The sequence below is a fragment of the Emticicia sp. 17c genome, from assembly GCF_037153985.1.
Lineage (GTDB): Bacteria > Bacteroidota > Bacteroidia > Cytophagales > Spirosomataceae > Emticicia.
In genome coordinates this window covers 982,435-1,006,360 of sequence record NZ_JBBAYI010000001.1, presented here as the reverse complement: position 1 = coordinate 1,006,360, position 23,926 = coordinate 982,435, and the positions used below count along the sequence as shown (strand labels likewise).

Sequence of the window (23,926 nt, the reverse complement as noted above, 5' to 3'; positions counted from 1 at the left end):
ACCGGAAATAAACGCAAAAGCCACAAATCACTAAATAATTTGCGGTTAGTTATTCTACAACAATATCAAATAAGGAATGATTGCTTGGCAGTAATGATTTCTCGCCCATCATGAGCGGGTGGAGAAGCGGTAAGAGCCAATGAAGATTGCTGACTTTCAAAGATTGTCTCGATGATAGTCCTCACAAGTTCACGGACGGTAGACTTAAACCAATCTAAAGCGTTTTGTGTGAATTTGGCTACAAGTTGAGAGACAGACGAAGAGTATTCAACATTTTCATATTTTTCTTCTTCGGTGCAGCATGATGCTTTTTTGAGCGTTGCATCTTTACTGCTTAGCGGGAAACGCTTAGTATCTTTGGATGCGCAACACAACTCACCTTTTTTGTGAAGAGATTTACTTCTTCCTTTAACAATACATGAATGCTCAACAAATCCAAATCCAGTGCTACTTAGCAATACTACTACTGCCATCATAACATTAAATAATTTGAACAATGTATTTTTCATTACCGTTTTCAGTGAATTATGTACAAATGTAAATAATTAAAACCAGATTACCAAAATATTTCTGTATTATTTAAGCTAGCTTGCTGCCATTAGGCACTTTTCTTTCAGATTGTGCCAGTACCACCTCCCCATCTTCCAGAATGAAACCCGTCGTTAAAACCTCCGACATAAAATCGGCAATTTGTCGGGGTGGAAAATTAGTTACACAAATAACCTGTTTGCCAAGTAATTCTTCTTTTGAGTACAACTTCGTAAGCTGTGCCGATGAGCGTTTAATGCCTATTTCTGCGCCTAAGTCAATCAGAAGTTTATAGGCAGGTTTACGTGCTTTCGGGAAATCGTCTACCTGAATAATAGTGCCAGCCCTTAGCTCGACTTTTTCAAATTCCTCCCAACTGATAATACTTTGTTCCATACATGAATGGGTGTTTAATATTCTTGTTCAAATTTGCTCCACAAACTTTGGGCTTTATTTTGTACAATTGCAGGCAGCTTTCGGAAAGCCGAATCCATATCTTTATCCTGAGGGAAATTAAACCCTTTAATCACAGTTTTGCCTCTTATTGCCGCTTTGTTGCCGTTTTCAAGCACCATGAGTTTAAGCCCTGAAGGGCTTACATCTCCTTTACAACCCGTTGTATACAAAAAAATAATTTCGTTATAACCGTTTTTATCCAAATCGCCTATTGTCAACGAATTTTCAAGCAGATTTAACTGGTTATCAACTGGGCAATCTCTTTCAAAATCAATAATTTGCCTGATAAGTATTGGTTGTTTATTTGGCCCATCCTTGAAATGTTGCACCAGAAGCGTTTTAGAATGATAATCGTCTTTACTCGCTTCTTCCATCGTGATAAGCAAATAATTTGTACCGTTTTTATCAGCGAACTGCACGCTTTTTAGCACTGTTGTACCGAAGGTGTTGAATTGCTTCATTGTTTCTTCGGGAATGTTTTTTATTATTGTTTTCTGGCCCGAAACTGTAAAAACAAAAACAAGTTGTATCAGAAAAATAGTCAGTGAATCCTTCATCCTAAAGGTGTTTGAGTATAATTTTGCCTATTCAATAACGGCCGATTCGCAAAGATAAGTAGGAATAATACCTGTACTTTTGATGTTTACCTCTACATCTTCGGCTTGTGTATTGCCACTCAGAACTAGTACAGTGTCAAGTCCGAACTTATTACCCCCGAGAATATCAGTGTGTAAAGTATCGCCAACCATCAGAATATCTTTTTTTTCGATAGACTGGCTCTTGATATGTTCATAAGCGAATATAAACATCTGAGAGTCTGGTTTGCCAAAGCCAACAAATTGTTTGCCCACAATGGCTTCTATCATTTCAGACAAACCTCCCATAGCAATGGCTATTTCTTTCTTTGACACCGGATAGGTGGCATCGGTATTGGCTACAATAACAGGTATATTTTTGCGCCGTAAAAGATTGATAGTTTTATTAAGGTCGGTTTTCCAGTCGAAACCCTCATCATCCAGAAAAGCCAGCGCATTTACATCAGCAATATTATTGAGGTTAAGGTTGCTGATAGGCACAGCTTCCAACCCAAGTGTTTCAATGTAATAGGCAGAGTCTTCGGTACCTAAAAAAACAACCTGCCCGCCTTTAACTTTTTGTTTAAGATAGTCCATTGCCAGCATTCCCGAAGAAATGATGTTCGATGGCACAACATCTGCTATACCAAGTTTATGGTACGAATCAGCCAGTTGTTGGGGTTTTCTTGAGGCATCGTTAGTTAAAATATAAAACTCCTTATGGTTTTCTTTCAGGTATTTAAATGTTTTTTCTATACCGGGAATCAACCCGTTATAATTTTTAAGCACTCCATAGGCATCGAAAAAAATAACTTTGTATTGGTCAACTACTGCTTTGAAATCGTGAATCTGCATGTGTAAAGGTTTGGGTTAAGATTAAATATTTAAAGCACTCAGAATTTTGTCTGCATCAAATTCTTTTTCGATTGACGGAAAATAGATTTCGTAGGCTTCTCTCTGAAGTTTGGTTGCGTAGGTTCTATGAAAGAAATACCGGCCATACTTGATTACATAATTCAGTATAAAAAAACGATAGGCTTCTTTCATGAAAAGCACCTCGTTTTCGCTGAGCGGATACACCTTGTGGTATTCCTGTAAAAACATAATAAAACGGTCTTCCATGAGTGGCCCTATATAGTAGCTAAATACGGTTCTATCGCCAATGTCCGAAACTACACGGCTAAAGAAATAAAAATCCATCACCCGATAGCTTATTCGGAACCAGTCATAGTCCCAACGTGAATATAATTCAAGATTTTTAGTAACCGAAAAATTGCCTATGTTCCAATCCATAAATACAGGCATGGTTTCTACACTTTTTGCCACAAGTTTCTGACGGTTTTCCAGAAAAATCTCGCATTGTTCTCGCAGGTCATCAATGTGCATTCGGTGTTCAAACTGTCCCACTTCTGTATCCAGAATACCCAGTAGGTCCTGAATGTCAGAGCGTAAGGTTTTAGAGGCTTTCGGCAAAACTGTGCTTACTCTGGCACAGGCTTTATGAAATTTGGCTATTTCGCTACCTAGTTTTCGGATATGTTCTTCATCCAGCCGTCGGGGTAACCTGTGCAAACTCCTGATAGGATTATAAAATACTACCCAAGCATCTATTGTACCATCGTTGTACCGATACGTGTATACTTCATTGTCTTTTACCAAAGACTTCGCCAGCACGTTCTCGAAAGGATATAGCAAATTATTAGAAAGAGCATGAATAATCTGGTGGTCTTCCTTGAAATGCTCATACGTGCCGAAGTAAGATAACTTGGCAATAATCATATCGTCATTATCAAATTTAACCCTGAAAACATGGTTGGTTGACACCTTTGCGCTAATATCTTCGATTGACTCGATGCTCTTGGAGGCATCGAAGTTAGCCCATGCTATTTTTATTATACTAGGATAATCTATTATTCTCATGATATACTTATTTCGGGCTTGAGTTACGCTTACGGTAATTAGTCTTTTTTACTACTTCCTGATAAGCCGTGCTGAGTGCATCCTGAATCAGGTCTTTATCAATCTCTGCCAAAGCAAAAAGCGTCCAGCCTTGTTTTCCCCATTTATTGGCAACAGGGTATATAACAGACTGCTTAAAGCTGCAAAACACCGATTGGTCAATTACCGAGAGTTTCAGACAGGCACGCTGCTCGTAAGTAGATAAAGTAGCAAAAATTTTGCCTCTGATTCGAAAAGATTTTTTTTCAAAATGAGGTTCTTCAACCACTTCTGGAAACGAAAGAGCTATTTCTCTGAAAGTTGCTTCATTTACCATATAAGCGAGTTTTATATAAGACTTTCAAATATACTCAACAGTCATAAATATAAAAGTGTATAATAATGGTAGTTTTTTTGACTCCTGCCGTATAATGATAAAAAAACTTGTATTCGTACTATTTTTTGATGAAATTACAAAAGATTTTTCAAGTAAAGTGAAATAATGAGTTATCAGAAATTAACCTGGATAAGCCTGAGTATAGCTGTTATTATTGCGGCAGTATCTGTTTTTCGTTTTAGCCGTGAAAAAATCAGCTATAATGAAGAAATACGGCCTATTTTTAATAAAAAATGTATTGTTTGCCACGGTGGAGTAAAAAAAAGCGGAGGTTTCAGTTTGCTTTTCAGAGAAGAGGCATTAGCAAAAGCTAAATCGGGTAAGTTTGCCATTATCCCTTATGATGCCGATAATTCAGAGCTGGTTAAACGCCTGAAAACCCATGATAAAGAAGCTCGAATGCCACTGGATGCAGACCCCCTCAGCAGCGACGAAATAAGCAAGATAGAAAGATGGATTAATGAAGGTGCAAACTGGGAAGAACATTGGGCCTATATTAAACCTGATAAATCTATCAGGCCGCCTGAGCTAAACGACAAATGGGTTGTGAATGACATAGATAAGTTTGTTCTGCAAAAACTAAAGCAGGAAGGTCTAAGCCATTCAGCCGAAACAGATAAAGCCGCTCTCTTACGCCGTTTAAGTCTGGATTTGATAGGGTTACCACCTACAATCGAAGAAACGCAGGCTTTTCTGAGAGATAATAGCCCTAATGCCTACGAAAAACAGGTTGATAGGCTGCTCAAATCATCTCACTTTGGCGAGCGTTGGGCAGTAATGTGGCTTGATTTAGCCCGATATGCCGACTCTAAAGGCTATGAAAAAGACCTTGACCGGAGTATCTGGCAATACCGCGACTGGGTAATCAGAGCCTTTAATAACAATATGCCTTTCAACCAGTTTACGATTCATCAACTGGCAGGCGATTTACTGCCTAAACCAACAAACCTGACTGCCAGAGAGCTGGAAAACCGGCTAATAGCTACGGCTTTCCATCGGAATACAATGGCTAATGATGAGGGCGGAACCAACGATGAAGAATTCAGAAACATGGCTTTGTTTGATAGGGTTTCTACCACATGGGAAGTATGGCAGGGAACCACCATGGCTTGTGTACAATGCCACAGCCACCCATACGACCCATTCAGGCAAAAAGATTTTTATCAGTCATTTGCTTTTTTTAATAATACACAAGACCGTGACCTTTATAACGATAAGCCCTTGCTCAGAACGTATTCGGCTGAAAAAGAGCAGGAACTAAAAAAACTACTTGGCTGGCTGAAAAGCTTTGAAAAAAAGCAATTGCCAGTAGCGGCTGATATTCCTTTAGATATACAAAAACAGGATTATCTGAGGCGTATGGGTATTTACCGAATTGAGGCAGAAGACTTTGATAGCACCAGTAGGCATATTGAGCTATGGAATAACCAAAAAACAATTATGCAAACTACTGAGGGTGCTTATACTGTTTATGAAGATGTTGATTTAACTAATATTACTCAGGTAACTTACCGGTATCAGAGTGGAGCAGCAAATTCATTTATTGAGATGCGTCTGGGTAGTTCGGACGGAGAGTTAATTAGTAGAGTTGAAACCAAGTGTAGTGAAACCGAAGTTAATGAACGTTGGTATAGTTGGAAAGACTACACCACTTCAACTGGAAGTGTGAAGCCTACAAAAGGAGTGCATGATGTGTATCTGGTGTATAGGAAAGGAAAAAATTTCTGGACTGACCTCATACATCTAGACTGGATGGCACTGGAATCGAAAAATCCTTTAAAAAATACATTTTCTAAGGCGTTTAACGATTCTCTCACAAAACTAGCCAGCATTGAAAGTATTACTACTCCTGTTACACTCGAACGGCCACAAAGTCGTGCCCGCAAAACACATTTGTTCATCAGAGGTAACTGGATGCTACATGGAGAAGAAGTAAAAGCGGCTGTGCCAGCTTCGTTAGCTACTTCAAAAAACATACCTGCCAACCGTTTGGGGCTAGCCCAGTGGTTGGTTAGTGAAGACAACCCCCTGACGGCCCGTGTGATGGTAAATCGTTTTTGGGAACAATTATTTGGCAATGGCATTGTAGAATCATTGGAAGATTTTGGTACGATGGGGAGCAAACCAACCCACCCGCAATTGCTCGACTGGCTGGCGGTTCAGTTTATGTATCAGCAGAACTGGCAGGTAAAAGATTTACTCAAACTTATGGTAATGTCGGCCACTTACAGGCAATCGAATAATGTAAGCAAAGAATTGCTCGAAAAAGACCCACGTAATTTGCTTCTGGCCAGAGGGCCACGGGTAAGGCTGTCGGCAGAACAAATCAGAGACCAGGCATTATTTGTTAGTCATTTGCTTAATGAAGAAATGTATGGCCCTAGTGTTCGTCCACCAAACCCTACTGACGATAGTTGGCGAAGAGAGCCAAAGAAAAATCAGTTCAGACGCGCCGTTTATACCTATTGGCGACGTACGAATCCGTACCCGTCCATGATAACTTTCGACAGCCCGCAGCGCAATGTCTGTACCTCTCGCCGAATCCGTACTAATACACCACTTCAGGCATTAACAACTTTGAACGATACCGTATTTTATGCAGCTGCACAGAATATAGCCCTCAGAATAAAAATGGCAAGGGTAAAAAGTGTTGACGAGCAGTTAAAACTGGGGTATCAGTATATGTTTCAAAAGTTGCCGTCGGCTCCTAAAACAAAGCTACTAGACCAGTTGTACCAGCAAGCACTAATTAGCCTGAGAAGAAAGAAGAATAATGACCCAGAGCTAACAGCCCTGACCCTTACGGCTAATGCAATGATGAACCTTGATGAATTCCTGACCAAATGAAAAGAACTTCAGTAATACAAGAAGCCTTTGTTGATAAGGCCTTATTTAATACCAGACGCCATTTCCTGAAACAATGTACATCGGGTTTAGGTGGTTTGGCTATTTCTTCCCTGTTGGGTGGTTGTTTGGGTGAAACATCGGCCAAACTGCTAACCGGAATCGACGAAAACCCTTTGGCTGTAAGGCCACCACATTTTGCACCTAAAGCCAAACGCATTATTTTTATGCACATGGAGGGAGCGCCGTCACAATTAGAGCTATTCGACTATAAGCCTGAACTCGCAAAACTGGATGGCCAGCTTTGCCCACCTTCTTTATTAGAAGGCAAACGGTTTGCCTTTATTAAAGGGGTGCCTAAAATGTTGGGGCCACAATCAACATTTCAGCAATTCGGACAGTCAGGAGCGTGGTTTTCTGATTACTTTAATTATCTGCCTAAACTCGCCGATGAGCTTACTTTCCTGAAAGCTATGCATACCGATGAGTTTAATCATGCGCCAGCGCAATTATTTATGCACACAGGAAGTGCCAGAGTAGGCAGGCCAAGTTTAGGGTCGTGGATAACCTATGGGCTAGGCTCTGAAAATCAGAATATGCCCGGTTATGTAGTGTTGGTTTCGGGGTCTGAGCCTAGTGCAGGTAAATATTTATGGGGGAATGGCTTTCTGCCGTCAGTATATCAGGGTGTGCAATGTCGTTCAAAAGGTGACCCTGTATTATATATCAATAACCCCGGCGAAGTAGATAGTACCCTAAGAAAACAATCTATCGAAACAATTAACAAAATCAACGAACTGACATATCAGGAAATAGGTGACCCTGAAATATTAACCAGAATTTCGCAATATGAGCTAGCATACAGAATGCAGGCAGAAGTACCAGGCACAATGGATATTTCGGGTGAGCCAGCTTATATTCATGAAATGTACGGTACCGAAATCGGGAAATCCAGTTTCGCCAATAATTGCCTACTTGCGAGGAAACTACTTGAAAAAGGGGTAAGAGTAGTGCAGTTATTTGACCGCCGCTGGGATAACCATGGAACTGATGCAGGTAGCGGGGTAGATATTGGCCTCCGCCGGAACATTGAATATGTTGATAAACCTATTTCGGCTTTGATTCTTGACTTGAAACAAAGAGGCTTATTAGAAGATACACTTATTGTTTGGGGAGGCGAATTTGGCCGTACACCCATGATGGAAAACAGGGCTGGTGATAACAATACACCCTATAAAGGTCGTGACCACCATGTAGATGCCTTTACCATGTTTATGGTAGGAGCAGGGCTTAAAAAAGGATATTCACACGGGGAAACCGACGAGATAGGTTATTATGGTATTAATGGCAGAACTCACATTCATGATTTACAAGCAACTATCTTGCATCTGATGGGTTTTAATCATGAAAAGCTGATTTTTCCATTTCAGGGTAGAAATTTCCGGCTGACAGATGTGGCCGGAAAAGTAATTAATGAAGTTCTGGCATAAAAAAATGCCCTTTCTCTGTAACTATTTGCCAGAGAAAGGGCAAAGAATGTATTTATTTTAAACTACCGACCATATCTTCCGGTTTTACCCACTCGTCAAATTCTTCCGCAGTAAGGTAACCAAGTCTGATTGCTGTTTCTTTTAATGTACTTCCGGTTTTGTGGGCCGTTTGCGCAATTTCAGCCGCTTTATAATATCCGATTTTTGTATTTAAGGCAGTAACAAGCATCAACGAGTTATCTACGTGTTTTTTGATATTTTCTCTTAATGGTTCAATACCTACTGCACATTTATCGTTGAACGATACACAACCTTCTCCAATTAATCTGGCAGAGTGCAGGAAGTTGTAAATCATAACAGGTTTAAATACATTCAACTCAAAATGACCCATGGCACCACCTACGTTAATGGCAACATCATTCCCCATAACCTGTGCGGCAATCATGGTTAGCGCTTCGCATTGAGTTGGATTTACTTTACCGGGCATAATAGATGAACCCGGCTCGTTGTCAGGAATAAAAATTTCACCAATACCTGAGCGTGGGCCTGATGAAAGCATTCTAATGTCGTTAGCAATTTTCATTAAACTTACGGCTACTGTTTTTAATGCTCCGTGAGCTTCTACAACAGCATCATGTGCGGCTAATGCTTCAAATTTATTTTCTGCTGTTACAAATGGTAGCCCTGTTAAGTTGGCAATGTGTTTAGCAACTAGTTCGGAATATCCTGTTGGAGTATTAATTCCTGTACCTACGGCTGTTCCGCCAAGGGCAAGTTCAGACAAGTGTGCCAATGAGTTTTTGATAGCTTTCAGACCGTGGTCTAATTGAGATACATATCCCGAAAACTCCTGCCCTAAAGTAAGAGGCGTAGCATCCATAAAGTGTGTACGACCAATTTTTACCACTTCTTTAAAAGCGGCTGATTTTTCGGCAAGTGTATCACGAAGTTTCTCGATTCCCGGAATCGTTACTTCAATTAGCATTTTATAGGCCGCAATGTGCATGGCCGTAGGGAAGGTATCGTTCGATGACTGCGATTTATTTACATCATCGTTTGGGTGCAAGAACTTGGTTTTATCTGTTAGTTCGCCACCTTGTAGTACATGCCCACGATACGCAATTACTTCATTGCAGTTCATGTTCGACTGTGTACCTGAGCCTGTTTGCCATACTACTAGTGGAAATTGGTCGTCAAGTTTGCCGTCAAGAATTTCCTGACATACAGTACCTATTAAATCGGCTTTTTCTTTGGGTAAAACACCTAACTCAAAATTGGTCAAAGCTGCACCATGTTTCAGGTAGGCAAAAGCCTTGATAATTTCTTTAGGCATTTTATTAATATCTTGAGCAATCTTAAAGTTTTCAATAGAACGCTGGGTTTGTGCTCCCCAATAAACATCAGCAGGCACCTGAACTTCGCCCATCGTATCTTTTTCTATTCTGTATTGCATAATAATCTATGAATTAGAAATAAGTGATTTGAAAATAAATGTCGGTGCAAAAGTAAATCAGAAAAATAAAGGCTGGTAGCTTTTTAATATTTTTTTCTCAATTGAAGGCACAAAAAAAGCACGACATTTTGCCGTGCTTCAAAGAATTTTCAATGCGTATTAATTTAGGCGGAATGGAGCAATAAGACTAAATTCAGGAATTTTGACCTTGAATTTTTTACCATCCACCAGACGTTCCATAACATAAGACCCAACCATTTTTCCGATGGAAGATTTAAGGCTGCATCCTGATATATACTCATGGCTTTCTCCGGGTTCCAGAATGGGTGTCAGCCCCACAACACCTTCACCTTCGATTTCTCTGACGGTAGCGTTAGAGTCAAAAATTATCCATTTCCTGCGTTGGAGCTGAACAGTGTTATCACTGTGGTTTTCGATGCGTATGCGGTAGCTAAAAACAAAATGTAATTGATAGGGGCTTGAATATTCAGGTTGATATTCAGTTAGTACGCTAACCTTTACGCCCTCAGTTGATGCCGTAATCGTGGTCATAATTTATAGTAGATTCATCAATAGTAATCAGAGATTACTTGTGTATTTTTTAACAATTTGGGAATTCGTTTTGTAAAGTAACATATTTTTAATATAAAACACTATTTTTTTTAAAAAAAGTTGTTTAGCGGCGGCATGGCACCATAATTTGCTGTACTTTAGGGGATAAATAAGCAAAACATAACTTTAATCTGAATAAATATGGATGTTAAAATTGAAGAAAGCTGGAAGGCACGGCTTCATGAAGAGTTTGAAAAAGAGTATTTCGGCAACCTGATTGAATTTGTACGGAATGAATATAAAAATGGAGTTTGTTACCCGCCGGGGAAATTAATTTTTAATGCTTTTGATAAATGTAGTTTTGATAGCACCCGCGTGGTAATTCTTGGGCAAGACCCTTATCATGGGCCGGGTCAGGCCAATGGTTTGTGTTTTTCTGTCAATGACGGTGTGCCTTCGCCACCTTCGCTAGTGAATATTTTTAAGGAAATTCATGATGATTTAGGAAAACCTATTCCGAAAACAGGAAATCTGGAAAGATGGGCCAAGCAAGGGGTGTTACTTCTAAACGCTACTCTTACAGTTAGGGCTGGTGCGGCTGGCTCGCATCAGGGGAAAGGCTGGGAGGTATTTACTGATGCCGTAATTAAATGCCTGAACGATGAAAAAGAAGGAATTGTATTTATGCTATGGGGCAAATATGCGCAAGATAAAGGCAAAGTTATCGACTCGAATAAACATTTTGTACTAAAAGCCAAGCATCCGTCGCCCATGTCGGCTAATTATGGTGGGTGGTTCGGAAACAAGCATTTTAGTCAGGCCAATAATTATTTGCAGAGCAAAGGTTTACCAACTGTTGAATGGTAAAACATGAGTCAGTCATCCCGACTTTAAGAATGCTAATTAAAAAAAGAACCTTCTGGTTAAATTTGTGAATCACTGCAAACACAATTTTTACCAGAAGGTCTTTTTTATGTTTACAGTAATATCAAAAACTAAGCATACAAGTAATAAGACAGGTGACTTTCTTCTAACACAATCTGTTCAATATCTTCAAAGTGTTCTAACAATCCGTGCTAATCAGATAGATACACGTCTAAGCCATACATTTTTTGATTTATTTATGGCTATACTGGTGTTTTGTAATCAGAAAATGGGCTTATTATTAAGTGAGCTAGTATCTTATATGTGTGGTTTGGCCCATACTCCAGCAGGAGCTAAACGCATCAGCAATCTACTTCGGAGTAAAAAATGGGAAAGTAGACGTAAACTAATGGCTACTGTTACCTTGGTTTACGATTTTCTACTCTTGGTGATTCGAAATAGGAGTAGTTTCATTGCTAAGTTACTCAAAAGTGTTGTTATAGAACAGTAAATCGGTACCGAATGGCTCCGATACCGATTTACTGACTAAGATTAGCCATCTTTAATTGCTGGGATGCCTTAATTCATTTAAGGATCATCCAAAATTCGGGATGACTCATGTTTATTATGCGTATTTGTAAGGTCTTAATTATTGTTTTATTTCCTTTAATTCTCCTTCCCATTTAGCTACGATTGCTGTGGCAACGGCGTTACCAGCCACAGAAGTCGCCGAACGCCCCATATCAAGCAGCCAGTCAACAGCCAATAATAAGATTAGCCCTTGTGAGGGTAAATCAAATAATGACATTGTTCCTGCAATTACCACCAGCGAAGCACGCGGCACGCCTGCAATACCTTTGCTGGTAATCAATAATGTAAGCAGCATGGTAATTTGTTGGCCTATCGATAATTCAATGCCATAGGCTTGAGCAATAAAGCCCGTTGCAAAGGTCATGTACATCATGGAACCATCCAGATTGAAAGAGTATCCAAGTGGCAATACAAAGCTCACAATTCGTTCAGAAATACCAAATTCTTTTAGTTTCTCAATTTGTAGTGGCATCGAGGCTTCTGAACTAGCCGTACTGAACGAAAGAAATAGCGCGTCTTTTACATAAGACATGAGCTTCCAGTAAGGTACCTTTACAAAGAAACAAATAATTGGTAAAATAACGAGTATAAAAAATGCCAGCGTAGCAAAGAAACAAATAATGAGGTATAAGTAACCACTCAGAATGCCAAGCCCTTTCTGGGCAATAACAGCAGCTACCGAGCCAAAAACAGCGTATGGAGCAAAGCCCATCACATAGCCTACTATCTTGAACATCACCTCTGCTACGGCGTCAAGCCCTTTAATGATAACTTTTCCGTGGTCGCCAATAGCAGCAGTAGCAATACCAAAAAATACCGAGAAAATAACTATTTGTAGAATTTCATTATGTGCCAATGCCTCGAAAAAACTTTGCGGAAAAAGATGGGTAATAAAATTTTCCAGAGTCATTTTCTTGGCTTCAATATCGGTTTTAGCTCCTGACACAGGCAGGGCAATATCCATAATTTTACCCGGGCGTAGCACATTTACCGCTACTAAACCTGTCAGAAGCGATAAAATAGTGGCAAAATAAAAATATCCTAATGTTTTGGCCCCAATTCTTCCTACTGTTTTGAAATCTCCTAACTTAGCAATACCAACTGCCAGAATCGAGAAAACCAAAGGCCCGATAATCATTTTAATCAGCCGCAGAAAGATAGTACTTAATATATTCAGGTATTTGCTCCACGATTCGAGGGCATTGGGGTCAAAAATTAAATAGACATTCAGAAGGTAGCCCATAAGGATACCTAATATCATACCAATAAAAATTTTCCAGGTAATATTTAGTTTCATAATGAAGTGGTAAGCCCTTTCCCTTCAGGGTAATATTTGTTTAGGTTATGGCTCTGAATATATTGCTCTTAAGGGACAGAGCTACACTATTCAGAATTTTATTATACAATAATGGCTAAAAAATATAAGTAGTCAAAATCCTTACAGCCCGAATATTGATTTATTTATTCATTTTGCTACAAAAAAAATATTTTAGGGTTATAATCTATACAGTTTTTTACTAATTCAGACCTTTTACATATATAAACCGCCGTACAATAAAAAAATAAATTTTTCCGTGACATTTAGTAATAATTTTACGTCTTAATAATAGTAATTTTACGATAAGAAATAGGAAAAAACATTCCTGTTATCTTTTGTGTTTAGGTGTTCTGTGCTAACCTATTTATTATTCACTTGCCTTTAGTGTAGAGTTACTAAAAAATACCGTACAGTACGTATAACATAACAGGGGTTTTTACGCTAAAAAATATCATAATAGTTTCGGAATTTTGCATTGTTCATTACAACTTATAAAAAAATGTTGACACAGTTAGAAATAGGAAAAAATCTCAACAGAGTAGTTATGATTTACCCGCTACAAATCCTCCTTATTGGAGTATTGTCATTGCTAGGTCTGTACGTATTGTATCATTCAACTAATACAAACAAAGATTTTAATCAGAGAAATAATAAATTTTTAAAGTAGATTTTGTTTCATCATAGTGGTTAGGGTTGTAGCAAAAAGCCATCTCATCTTGAGGTGGCTTTTTTGTTAGTATTAGCTCGCCTTGAAATAAGTTAACATAAAATCGACTTATCATGGAAAATACACAAAAACAATATCAAAAGCACAATGAAATAGATTATGCCATAGGCTTTAAAATGCTTATATATAAAGAGTTATGGCAGAATAAAACAACATAAAGAGCGTTATAATGTTAATGATTGTTAATGATTAGGGTTTCATTAAACCATTTAACTAATATTTGCATCTATAAGCTATAAAACGAAAAAAATGAAAGAGAATAAAAATATCACCGGCGCATCTGGTCTCCTTTCTAGTATGAGAGGCGGGCTTACTGCATCATTAATTTTGATAGCAGGTATGAGTATTGGTACTATTGCTCAGGACGGAAGGCATAGAGGCGAGCGAGATGGAGGGAATAGCAATAGAGGTCGCGGCGAAAGTAGGGGGCAGCGTATGCAGAACGACAGAGGTTCTTTTGATAGAGGAAACGACAGAGTTGCCGTAAATAGAGAAAGAGGAGGCGACCGTGGTGGTTTCGGAGATAGAACAAGAGGTGAAAGCAGAGAAACCCGAATGGAAACGCCAAGATACGAAAGCCGTGGGTCTTTCCCTGATAGAAGTGGTAGTGATAGAATGCCTAGCGATAACCGTACTGATAACAGACGACCAGAAATGGACAGACCAAATGGTGAGCGAAGTGGTAGTGATAGAATGCCTAGCGACAACCGTACTGATAACAGACGACCAGAAATGGACAGACCAAATGGTGAGCGAAGTGGTAGTGATAGAATGCCTAACGATAACCGTATTGATAACAGACGACCAGAAATGGACAGACCAAATGGTGAGCGAAGTGGTAGTGATAGAATGCCTAACGATAACCGTATTGATAACAGACGACCAGAAATGGACAGACCAAATGGCGATAGGGGTGGAAGACCAGATAATAACGATAGAAACGGAGTTTATAACAGCAGGGGAGGTAGAGATAACGCTGTAATTTACGGTGATAGAAACCGTGGTTATGATAGAGGCAGATATGATGGTAGAAGATATGATAACAGGGCTTATGATAGCCGTAGATATGATAACAGATACGGTAACAGAAATAGCCCAAGCTGGAGATACTGGAATTTACCCCGCCATAATTCAGTAATAAGAGTATTGCCAACATCTTGTGTACCAGTTTATTATGGAGGCATTAACTATCGTTATTATAATGGTATTTATTATCGTCCTTATCGTGATACCTATGTAGTGGCATATCCTCCAATTGGATTAAGAATAAGAATCTTGCCATTCGATTGCCAAGTATATACTTTCTTTGGGCGGCCATACCATTATTATAATGGGTCTTATTACAGACCTATCGGCGACGAATACGAAGTAGTACCGCCGCCAGTGGGTGCTCTTGTAGAAAGTATTCCTGATGGATACGAGCAGTTAATTATTGACGGAGAAACCTATTACATAGTTGATGGAGTTCAATATCGGGCCGTAATTCAGGATGGAGAAATCTGGTATGAGGTAATAAAAATTAACTATTAATATTGAGCCTTACAGAATAGGGGTATATCAGCCGATATATCCCTATTTTTTTATCCATGGGGCCAGCACAGTTAACCAACCTTTTTTAATTTTCCGATAATCTTCAATGCAGCGGTAGGTTATTTCATCAGGTAACATTTTCTTGCGTATCAACGCATTATGTTGGTCAGGATTAGAGCCATAGAGCATACACAAAATATGATAAAATCTTTGATGGTCGAGCGAGTGTTCATCCCAAAGGTCAAGATTTTTTAATTGTGTATTCTGGAACGACTCACCCATTAAATAAAAAGCAATTGCTCCATCCAGCACAGCTAATGCCCCTTTTTTGCTGCCATCAGCCAGCAGGAAAATCGAAAAATTATCAACCGTATCTTCTTCTTTCCCAGTTACAGGCAAGTCCATTAAATCAATGAGGGCATGACCCATTTCATGATAAAAAATAAAAAGTGTTGAGTTAATAACCATTTCTCTTAACTGTGCCGGATTCTGCGTTTTAGCTTTAAATAATGTGTACAAATAAGTAACCATCTCATAGCAAATGGTAACCTTCTTGGTATGGGCATCATAAAAAGCATTATTTCTATGGCACTCGTCAAAAGTAATGTAGAGGTCTTCAGGTAAAGCCAGATACCCGTTTACATCTTTCGCAATAGCTTCAAGAATACCGGTATTCTTGATAGCTTCCTGAAAATCTCGGAAACTTGAATCTTTAATGTTGTTATTCCAAACCACCTTAACATCTCCGTAATCAGGCATTTGTGCCTGTTGCGCATAGTTGAGGCAATAACAGCAACATAAAAAACTGATAATCAAATATCGCATAAACATATTTTTAGCCTTATTCTATTAGGCTTATATTTTATATTCATTGGAGGTAATACTGTAAATGGTTTAAAAAATTGTTCATGATAACACATACTTATTATTACCCAATGGTTTTGCTAATATAATGTTTAATACAAAACGTAAAATTGACCCAAACTTGTCATTTGAATAATACTACACTGGAACAATAAAAAAGCCATTGAAAAGGTTCTTGATAAACATGAAATTTAAGATTAATTAAGAAACTGGAAAATAGCCTAAGGGAATTTTTTTCCTGAAAGAAAATGTTTTAAAGAAGAAGTATGGCTTATATAAAACTTTTATCAAATCAATGAATGGAACAAAGCTAATAAAGGTATCAGCTATTATTAAGCTATTTTTAGTAGTGGCAGTTTTTATGATGGGATGCCAGAACAAATCCAAACAAAAAAATACAACTATGCAAGCCGAAGAAATTAAAAAGGAGAATCCCTATTATTCATTAACAGACACCACCCCATTGCACGTGAGCGATGCAGAATGGAAAAAAGTATTAACGCCCGATGTCTACGCCATTATGCGCGAAAAAGACACCGAACGTGCTTTTACTGGTAAATACTGGAACTTTAAAGGTATTGGTACTTATCATTGTGCTTCGTGTGGAAACAAACTTTTTCGTTCTGATGCTAAATTTGCCAGTATGTGTGGTTGGCCGAGCTTTTTTGAACAGGAAAATAAAAATAGTGTAGTGTATCAGGAAGACCACTCGCACGGAATGCACCGGATTGAAGCCCTATGTGGGCGTTGTGGGGGGCATTTGGGGCATCTGTTCGACGATGGCCCTGCACCAACTCATAAACGTTACTGCATGAACTCCATTGCCCTTGATTTTATTCCTGATGATAAAACACAATTGTAATAGTTCTTGATGGAATAACAGTAGTATCCAACATACAAAGGCTTTTCTGTAAGGAAAGCCTTTATTATATTTACCTGCATGAGGCATTTACAAACAGGGCAATTTCATGGGCAAACTAACCAGACGGTTCAGCTAGACGGGCTGACCCTTACTGATACTGAATACACCCAGCCTAAGGTTGATTGGCATTATCATGAAAATGCTTACTTTACTTTTATTTTACAGGGGAAAGTAATTGAAGGCAATAAAAAAGAAGTATATAGTTGCCAAGCCGGAAGCCTGCTGTTTCATAACTGGCAGGAACCTCATTATAATATTAAACCCGAAGGCTTTACCCGTGGGTTTCATCTTGAATTGCATCCCGATTGGTTTCATCAACAGGATTTCGACTTACGAAATCTTACAGGTAGTATTAACATTGCTAACCCTGAACCCAAGTTTCTTTTATATAAAATTTTCAGAGAAACCAAGCTGAACGATAGCACCACTAATTTATCAGTACAAAGTATTCTGCTGCAGCTTCTGAATAAAATGTTGTATGAAGAAAAAAGCAAGCTATACAACAAACCCGTTTGGGTAAAAGAAATTAAAGAACTGCTTCATGAAAAGTTTACCGAGAAAATAAGCCTAACTGAATTGTCTGTTGAATTAGGCATTCATCCAGTTCACCTTTCAAGAGATTTTCCAAGATACTTTAACTGTACTCTGGGCGAATACATCAGAAAATTAAAAGTTGAAAAAGCACTCTCACTTTTGGCTCAAACGCAGAAATCGTTATCCGATATTACATTTGAATGTGGATTTTCCGACCAAAGTCATTTTATACGGTGTTTCAGGGCCGTTAATGCAATAAGCCCTTTGCAGCATCGAAGAATTATTTTCAAACAAAATCTCGAATGTTAATTCTATTCTATTTTTAAATTTTCTGGATTCTTAATTTTGAGCTTTTAAATGAAAAATAATGAAAAAGCTCATTCAAATTCTCACTTTAGCTAGTATAGGCTATTATACGCCTGCTTATGGTCAGGTTAATGACTTGGTCCAAACCGATGGTATCACCAGCCCTTTGCATCAGGCAAATGTAGGGCGTATTACTTTTATGAATGGAAATATACCTCTGGCACAATACAAAGAGAGCGACTTCCTGACAAGTTTTGAGTTAAAGCCTGTTTCTGATTTGAATATCAGACCTTTCATGGCCAATTCTATTACAAATTACCTACACGCACTTGCCCCCGACCTAACAGCCACAGAGCTTACGAAAAAAGGCAATTACCAGTTTGCTTTCTATGTAGATGGTAAGTTTATTTATAAAGAAAACGTGCATCCGGGTGCTGGGCTTAACAAAAATACTACCACAACTTTTCGGGTGCCATTTACTAACTCGACGGGTGAAGACTGGTGGGCGATTTATCTCTGGAACAGATTTATGCTTAATGGAGGAGAAACAGCCCTAAATGAAGGAACACACATGCTGAAAGTGGAGATGAGGCCCTATTTGCAACTGCAAGATTTAAGAATAGGCGACATCATAGCACAGGGAGAAATAAAACTGATTATTAAAAAGCCTGAAATTAAGCCAGAGCAAATAAATGTACAGCCAATTTTGTCTGGTTCGGGGTGGGAAGTTTCTAAAGCAACGTTTGATATAAATAAAATCGAAGAACTAAATAAACTAATAGCACTTAATAAGTTTAAAGAGATTACTAGTATTGTGGTAATCAAAGATGGTAAACTGTTGCTGGAAGAATATTTTAATAACACAAATAGAAACACCTTGCTCGATACACGTTCCGTAGGGAAATCTTTTACGTCGGCAATGATGGGTATCGCCATTAAAGAAGGGTATATAAAAAATGAAAACCAAACCCTTGAAGAGTTTTACGACCTGCAACAATTTGCGCATGATAGCCCCGCAAAGCACACTATTAAAATAAAAGACCTGATGACGATGAGTTCGGCTTTTAATGGCTCTGATGATGACAGTGATTCTCCGGGTAATGAAGAAAATATGTACCCTACAAGCAACTGGGTAAAATTTACTTTGGATTTACCAGTCGATTCCACAAAAACGAATGGCCGGAAATGGAATTACTTTACAGCTGGGGTAATGTTATTAGGCGATGTGCTGAATAAATCAGTACCTGAAAGTCTGGAAAAATACGCAACCAAAAAACTATTTACCCCTCTAGGCATTACTAAATATGAGTGGCAGTATACACCTCAGAAAGTAGTAAGTACTGCCGGAGGGCTGCGGATGTCGGCATTAGACTTTGCTAAATTCGGGCAACTCTATCAGAATAAAGGTATATGGCAGAATCAGCAGATTTTACCCGCTAGCTGGGTACAGAAAACATTTACTAAATATTTGCCTATTCCTGGCCGTAACAATGAGTTTTATGGTTACTTATTTTGGAATAAAACCTTTATTGTAGACAATAAAGCCTATGAAACATTTTATTGCGCAGGTAATGGCGGAAACAAAATATATATCTTTAAAGATATTCCGTTAACTGTGGTTGTTACAGCAAAAGCCTATAACAGACCTTACGCACACCCACAGGTAGATAAAATCATGCAGGAGTATATATTGCCAGCAGTAATAAAATAACATTTTGTAACTGTTTTGTCAAGCTCCAGAAAGATTGATTAGCTTTGTGTGTTTTCCAGAAAACCTATGAAAAAAATAATCTTTTGTATGTTAGTCGCCATGGGAGGGTATACAACTACACTGGCACAGATAAACTTTGTTAAAGGCAGTAGTATGTCGCAAGTACTGGCAGAAGCACAGAAAAACAAAAAAATAATATTTATTGATGTGTACGCTACTTGGTGTGGGCCTTGTAAATGGATGGATGAGCATACTTTTCTGGACAAGAAAGTAGCCGAAGTTTACAATAAACGTTTCATTAATTTCAAAGTCGATGGAGATACCGCCGAAGGGGGCGTGGTACGAAACCTATATAAAGTAGGAGCGTATCCAACCTATTTGTTCGTTACGCCTGACGGGAAGGCTCTCCATCGAATTGAAGGCATCATGATGCCTGAAACGTTTATTGATGAAGCAAACTTTGTATTAAAAAAGGCCGATGAGCACTAAACTAAATCTTCAAAACGCTCAAGCATAAGAATAGAGGCTTGAGGTAAGATAACGTATTTCTCATCTTCATACATTACCTCAATGGCGTGTCGTTGTAAATATATAGCCAAGTCGCCTTCTTGTGCCTGTAAGGGCATATATTTTACTTTTTCTTCCGTTTCTTTCCATGGTTCGTCTTCGGTTTGTTGCGGAAGCGGATACCCCGGCCCAACTTTTATAATATAACCGCTTTGTACTTCTTCTTTTTCGGTTACGGTAGGCGGTAGGTATAAACCGGTAGTTGTTTTATCTGAGGGGTTTTTAGGCTTTATTAATACTTTGTCGCCTACTATAATAAGTCTTTTAAGTTTATTATCTGCTGTTACACCGAGCATAACTAAAAAATATGGATTACAAAATTATTGGAAAATACTACCAATCACTTGCTTAATAGCAAATAATGCAAGGACATTTACTAAATGCCCTTGCATTATAAATAAATTTAAGTGTCTATTAGTTCAATCAGAACAACGCTTTTATATTTTTATTTAAGAAACTGATACACCATAAAAGCTGCAACATAAGCAAGAACCGACATATAAGCCAACTGAATAACTGGCCATTTCCATCCTTTGGTTTCGCGGTAAACAGTAGCTATGGTACTCATGCACATCATGGCAAATACATAAAAAATCAATAATGAAAAAGATGTAGCTACCGAAAACGTCGGCTTACCAGTTTGTGCATTTATTTCATTCCTCAGGCGTTGTTTGATAGTTGTTTCATCTTCAGGGTCAGCACCAATGCTATAAATGGTAGATACAGTTCCTACAAATACTTCACGGGCTGCAAATGAAGTAATAAGCGCAATACCAATTTTCCAGTCATATCCTAAAGGTTCAATTACAGGCTCAATAAATTTGCCAAAATGCCCTGCGTACGAATGTTCAAGTTTTACGGAGGCAATTTTTGAGGCTAATTCTTCTTTTGTCGCTGTCGGATTCGTTCTTGTTACTTGCTTTTCAGCTTCATCCATTTCATTACCGGGCCCATAAGAAGCCAACACCCATAGCACTATTGAAATAGCCACAATTACTTTTCCGGCTTCAAAAACAAATGTTTTTACTTTTTCCAGAATCATGAAACCTACTTGTTTCCAGCGGGGCATTTTATAAGTAGGAAGCTCCATAATAAAATAACTGCGCTCTTTCGATTTCAGGATAAGTTTCATTAACCAGCCTGCTATCAGAGCTGAGAAAAAACCTAAGAGATAAAGCCCCATCAAGGCAATTCCTTGCATATTGAAAATACCCAACACTTTTGAGTCAGGTACAACCAATGCTATCAGAATGGTATAAATAGGAAGCCTTGCCGAGCAACTCATTAAGGGGGTAACCATTATTGTAATGAGGCGGTCTTTCCAGCTACCAATAGTACGTGCCGACATGATAGCGGGTACAGCACAAGCCATGCTCGAAATTAACGGCACTACCGATTTACCACTCATTCCAAAACGCCTGATTAGTTTATCCATTAACACAACTACGCGTGCCATATATCCTGACTCTTCCAGAATAGATATAAAAGCAAATAAGAACGCAATCTGAGGAATAAATATAATAACACCACCGATTCCGGCTATAAGCCCATCGGTAAGCAGGCTTACTAACGCACTTTCGGGAAGAACCGACTTTAACCAGTCATTCAGGCTGGCTACCGACTGGTCAATCAGGTCCATCGGATATTCTGCAAAAGAAAAAACAGACTGGAATATTAAAAACAGAATACCCAAAAAAATGGCATAGCCCCATATCCGATGTAACAGAATTTTATCGAGTTTTTCAGAAATGGTTTCTTTTTTTATACCCGTTTCATGAACTACTTGTGTGAGTGTATCGCTGATATCATGGTAGCGGCTGATAGTTTCAGAAGACTGAAACGAATCAGGGTTGAAATCATATTTTTCAATAATGGCCTGTAAATCTTTCTGAGCAGCATCTCCCAGAAACGTCATTTTGTGCGATTGCGCCGCATACTGCAATGCCAGATACCGGTTTGAAATATTATATTTCTTGCGTACTTCTGAGGCTATGGTTTCTGAGGTATTATCAAAAATAGTGGGGTTAATGTGTGTCTTTTTTAAATCAAGCTGATTCAGAATAGTATATTTCAGCCCTTCGATACCAATACCCTCGCGGGCATTTAGTTCTACTACGGGTACGCCTAAAATCTTTGATAGCTTACCACTATTAATCGAAAGCCCCATTTCTTCCGCTACATCGAGCATATTCAAGGCCAGAATGGTCGGAATCCCCAAATCGCTTACCTGCTCAAAAAGAAGCATATTCCGTTTAAGGTTTGAGGCATCTGCCACAACAACGGCTAGGTCGGGGTATTCGGGGTTTTGAGGGTTTGCCAATACTTCTAACACTACTTGTTCGTCTAACGAATTAGGGTATATGCTGTAAGTACCGGGCAAATCAAGGATTTCGATATCAGTTTTAGCATCTAGTCGACAAAAACCCACTTTTTTATCAACAGTAACACCGGGGAAATTACCAATTTTCTGTCTGAGTCCGGTTAATTGGTTAAACAGAGAAGACTTGCCTGCATTAGGGTTGCCAAGAAGTGCTATTATTTTTTTTTCTTTCACTTTACTATCCAGAATTTAATCAATCGGGTTTGTTTACTAAACCTGACTGGGCTTTAACACAATAGTTGCTGCTTCTCTTTTCCGTAAAGAGAGATGATAACCTGCCACTGTTATTCCAACAGGGCAACCTAATGGAGCAATAAAATCTAATGTGACTTCGGTTCCTGGTAAACAACCCATTTCTAATAATTTCAAAGACATTGATACATCTTTAAAATTATTTATGATTCCTTTTTCTCCAATGTTTAGGTCTGCTACGGTCTTTTCGGGAAATTTTACCACGCTTATTTAGAATAGTTTTAAATAGAACGCAAGTTTAACAGTTTTTGTTCGTAAATAAAAAAGATTTTCTTACTAACTTCTTTTTATAAAAATAAAACCTGCATTTAAGCCCAATAACAAGAATATTTTGTGATTTGCAGAAAGTAAAATCGATGAAAAAAAGAATCAAAATCATAAAATCCTAAACATTTGCATACTACCTTTGTAGCACGATAGTAAGTCTTTTAATTATCGGAGGTAGTACATGCAAGAAATCAGAGCACTTATTGAAAAGGAAATCCGGTTGGAGTGGCGACAGAAATATGCCTTAAATGGTATGCTTCTTTATATCATTAGTACGGTCTTTGTATGTTACATGAGTTTCCTTAAAGTTAAAACTATTGACCCCATTACTTGGAATACGTTATTCTGGATAATTCTGCTTTTTACGGCTGTTAATTCTATTACCAAAAGTTTCACGCAGGAAGGGGCAGGGCGTCAGTTGTATTATTATACATTGGCAAGCCCGCAGGGAATTATCTTGTCGAAGATAATTTACAATACCATTCTGATGATTGTGCTGGCACTGGTTGGTTTTCTGATTTATGTTACAATGTTGGGCAACCCCGTAAGTAACATGGGTATGTATATTGTCAGTATTATATTAGGGGCGATAGGTTTTGCTACAACCCTAACAATGGTGGCAGGCATTGCTTCTAAAGCCGAAAACACGTCAACTTTGATGGCAATTCTGAGCTTCCCGATTATTTTACCAATGTTACTAATGGTAATAAAGTTATCTAAAAATGCTATGGATGGCTTAGGCTGGAATACCAGTACCGACGAAATAGCAACCTTGTTGGGTATTGACGCTATCGTGCTAAGTATTAGTTATCTGCTTTTTCCTTATTTATGGAGGAGTTAAGCTATTGAAAAACTGTTTT

Annotated in this window: 22 protein-coding genes and 1 pseudogene; 10 read left to right on the top strand and 13 right to left on the bottom strand. The window is 38.5% G+C overall.

Annotation, left to right across the window (positions count from 1 at the left end; genetic code table 11):
- Window positions 1-65: 65 nt before the first annotated feature.
- The 6 genes and pseudogenes from WAA15_RS04220 to WAA15_RS04195 form a co-directional block, all read right to left on the bottom strand.
- Window positions 66-533, bottom strand: a pseudogene (locus WAA15_RS04220) (HYC_CC_PP family protein); the annotation flags it as partial.
- A 46-nt stretch (window positions 534-579) separates the two neighbouring features.
- On the bottom strand, window positions 580-924 hold the full coding sequence (locus WAA15_RS04215) for a tRNA-binding protein (protein WP_337041223.1): 345 nt from the start codon (window positions 922-924) through the stop codon (window positions 580-582).
- Window positions 925-938: 14 nt separating this feature from the next.
- Window positions 939-1,541, bottom strand: a complete 603-nt coding sequence (locus WAA15_RS04210; protein ID WP_337041222.1) for a M949_RS01915 family surface polysaccharide biosynthesis protein — start codon at window positions 1,539-1,541, stop codon at window positions 939-941.
- Between the two features lie 27 nt (window positions 1,542-1,568).
- Entirely contained in the window at window positions 1,569-2,414 is an 846-nt protein-coding gene (locus tag WAA15_RS04205) for an HAD-IIA family hydrolase (protein ID WP_337041220.1), read from the bottom strand.
- 21 nt (window positions 2,415-2,435) lie between these two features.
- Window positions 2,436-3,479: a hypothetical protein gene (locus tag WAA15_RS04200; RefSeq protein ID WP_337041219.1), complete on the bottom strand. Its 1,044-nt coding sequence runs from the start codon at window positions 3,477-3,479 to the stop codon at window positions 2,436-2,438.
- 7 nt (window positions 3,480-3,486) lie between these two features.
- Entirely contained in the window at window positions 3,487-3,834 is a 348-nt protein-coding gene (locus WAA15_RS04195) for an MmcQ/YjbR family DNA-binding protein (RefSeq protein ID WP_337041218.1), read from the bottom strand.
- 165 nt (window positions 3,835-3,999) lie between these two features.
- Between WAA15_RS04195 and WAA15_RS04190 the strand changes: the two genes are divergently transcribed.
- Both WAA15_RS04190 and WAA15_RS04185 read left to right on the top strand, forming a co-directional pair.
- The gene (locus WAA15_RS04190) at window positions 4,000-6,741 is read left to right on the top strand and encodes a DUF1553 domain-containing protein (RefSeq protein WP_337041217.1); all 2,742 of its coding nucleotides are present in this window, start codon (window positions 4,000-4,002) and stop codon (window positions 6,739-6,741) included.
- Window positions 6,738-8,228 (top strand): DUF1501 domain-containing protein, encoded by a 1,491-nt coding sequence (locus tag WAA15_RS04185; protein WP_337041216.1) that lies wholly within the window; start codon window positions 6,738-6,740, stop codon window positions 8,226-8,228. The genes WAA15_RS04190 and WAA15_RS04185 overlap by 4 nt, the downstream gene beginning before the upstream one ends.
- Window positions 8,229-8,280: 52 nt before the next feature.
- On the opposite strand, the gene fumC is transcribed toward WAA15_RS04185, so the two are convergent.
- Window positions 8,281-9,681, bottom strand: a complete 1,401-nt coding sequence (fumC, locus tag WAA15_RS04180) for a class II fumarate hydratase (RefSeq protein ID WP_337041215.1) — start codon at window positions 9,679-9,681, stop codon at window positions 8,281-8,283.
- 159 nt (window positions 9,682-9,840) lie between these two features.
- The gene (apaG, locus tag WAA15_RS04175) at window positions 9,841-10,233 is read right to left on the bottom strand and encodes a Co2+/Mg2+ efflux protein ApaG (RefSeq protein ID WP_337041213.1); all 393 of its coding nucleotides are present in this window, start codon (window positions 10,231-10,233) and stop codon (window positions 9,841-9,843) included.
- 201 nt (window positions 10,234-10,434) lie between these two features.
- Between apaG and ung the strand changes: the two genes are divergently transcribed.
- Window positions 10,435-11,100: a uracil-DNA glycosylase gene (gene ung / locus WAA15_RS04170; protein ID WP_337041211.1), complete on the top strand. Its 666-nt coding sequence runs from the start codon at window positions 10,435-10,437 to the stop codon at window positions 11,098-11,100.
- Between the two features lie 106 nt (window positions 11,101-11,206).
- Entirely contained in the window at window positions 11,207-11,608 is a 402-nt protein-coding gene (locus WAA15_RS04165; RefSeq protein ID WP_337041210.1) for a hypothetical protein, read from the top strand.
- A gap of 138 nt (window positions 11,609-11,746) precedes the next feature.
- On the opposite strand, the gene WAA15_RS04160 is transcribed toward WAA15_RS04165, so the two are convergent.
- Window positions 11,747-12,985: a dicarboxylate/amino acid:cation symporter gene (locus WAA15_RS04160; protein WP_337041209.1), complete on the bottom strand. Its 1,239-nt coding sequence runs from the start codon at window positions 12,983-12,985 to the stop codon at window positions 11,747-11,749.
- A gap of 997 nt (window positions 12,986-13,982) precedes the next feature.
- On the opposite strand from WAA15_RS04160, the gene WAA15_RS04155 reads away from it, so the two are divergent.
- Window positions 13,983-15,263 carry a DUF6515 family protein gene (locus tag WAA15_RS04155; protein WP_337041208.1) on the top strand — a complete coding sequence of 427 codons (1,281 nt, stop codon included), beginning with the start codon at window positions 13,983-13,985 and terminating at the stop codon, window positions 15,261-15,263.
- Window positions 15,264-15,305: 42 nt separating this feature from the next.
- Here the strand turns inward: WAA15_RS04155 and WAA15_RS04150 are convergent, their stop codons facing one another.
- A complete protein-coding gene (locus tag WAA15_RS04150; RefSeq protein ID WP_337041207.1) occupies window positions 15,306-16,088 on the bottom strand; it encodes a DUF4344 domain-containing metallopeptidase in 783 nt (260 codons plus the stop codon).
- Window positions 16,089-16,422: 334 nt separating this feature from the next.
- Here WAA15_RS04150 and msrB point away from each other — a divergent pair, with 334 nt between their 5' ends.
- The 4 genes from msrB to WAA15_RS04130 all read left to right on the top strand — a co-directional run bounded on the left by msrB (window position 16,423) and on the right by WAA15_RS04130 (window position 20,089).
- Complete coding sequence (gene msrB, locus WAA15_RS04145; protein ID WP_337041206.1) at window positions 16,423-16,989, top strand: peptide-methionine (R)-S-oxide reductase MsrB; 567 nt, start codon at window positions 16,423-16,425, stop codon at window positions 16,987-16,989.
- A gap of 78 nt (window positions 16,990-17,067) precedes the next feature.
- Complete coding sequence (locus tag WAA15_RS04140; protein ID WP_337041204.1) at window positions 17,068-17,892, top strand: helix-turn-helix domain-containing protein; 825 nt, start codon at window positions 17,068-17,070, stop codon at window positions 17,890-17,892.
- A gap of 58 nt (window positions 17,893-17,950) precedes the next feature.
- The gene (locus tag WAA15_RS04135) at window positions 17,951-19,600 is read left to right on the top strand and encodes a serine hydrolase domain-containing protein (RefSeq protein ID WP_337041202.1); all 1,650 of its coding nucleotides are present in this window, start codon (window positions 17,951-17,953) and stop codon (window positions 19,598-19,600) included.
- A 66-nt stretch (window positions 19,601-19,666) separates the two neighbouring features.
- Window positions 19,667-20,089, top strand: coding sequence for a thioredoxin family protein (locus WAA15_RS04130; protein WP_337041201.1), 423 nt, complete (start codon window positions 19,667-19,669; stop codon window positions 20,087-20,089).
- Here WAA15_RS04130 and WAA15_RS04125 read toward each other — a convergent pair.
- From WAA15_RS04125 to WAA15_RS04115, 3 genes are all read right to left on the bottom strand, one after another.
- The gene (locus tag WAA15_RS04125; protein ID WP_337041200.1) at window positions 20,086-20,463 is read right to left on the bottom strand and encodes a co-chaperone GroES; all 378 of its coding nucleotides are present in this window, start codon (window positions 20,461-20,463) and stop codon (window positions 20,086-20,088) included. The genes WAA15_RS04130 and WAA15_RS04125 overlap by 4 nt on opposite strands.
- A gap of 149 nt (window positions 20,464-20,612) precedes the next feature.
- On the bottom strand, window positions 20,613-22,721 hold the full coding sequence (gene feoB, locus WAA15_RS04120) for a ferrous iron transport protein B (RefSeq protein WP_337041199.1): 2,109 nt from the start codon (window positions 22,719-22,721) through the stop codon (window positions 20,613-20,615).
- 36 nt (window positions 22,722-22,757) lie between these two features.
- Complete coding sequence (locus tag WAA15_RS04115) at window positions 22,758-23,003, bottom strand: FeoA family protein (protein WP_337041198.1); 246 nt, start codon at window positions 23,001-23,003, stop codon at window positions 22,758-22,760.
- Between the two features lie 244 nt (window positions 23,004-23,247).
- Here WAA15_RS04115 and WAA15_RS04110 point away from each other — a divergent pair, with 244 nt between their 5' ends.
- The gene (locus WAA15_RS04110) at window positions 23,248-23,907 is read left to right on the top strand and encodes a heme exporter protein CcmB (protein ID WP_337041197.1); all 660 of its coding nucleotides are present in this window, start codon (window positions 23,248-23,250) and stop codon (window positions 23,905-23,907) included.
- Window positions 23,908-23,926: the final 19 nt, after the last annotated feature.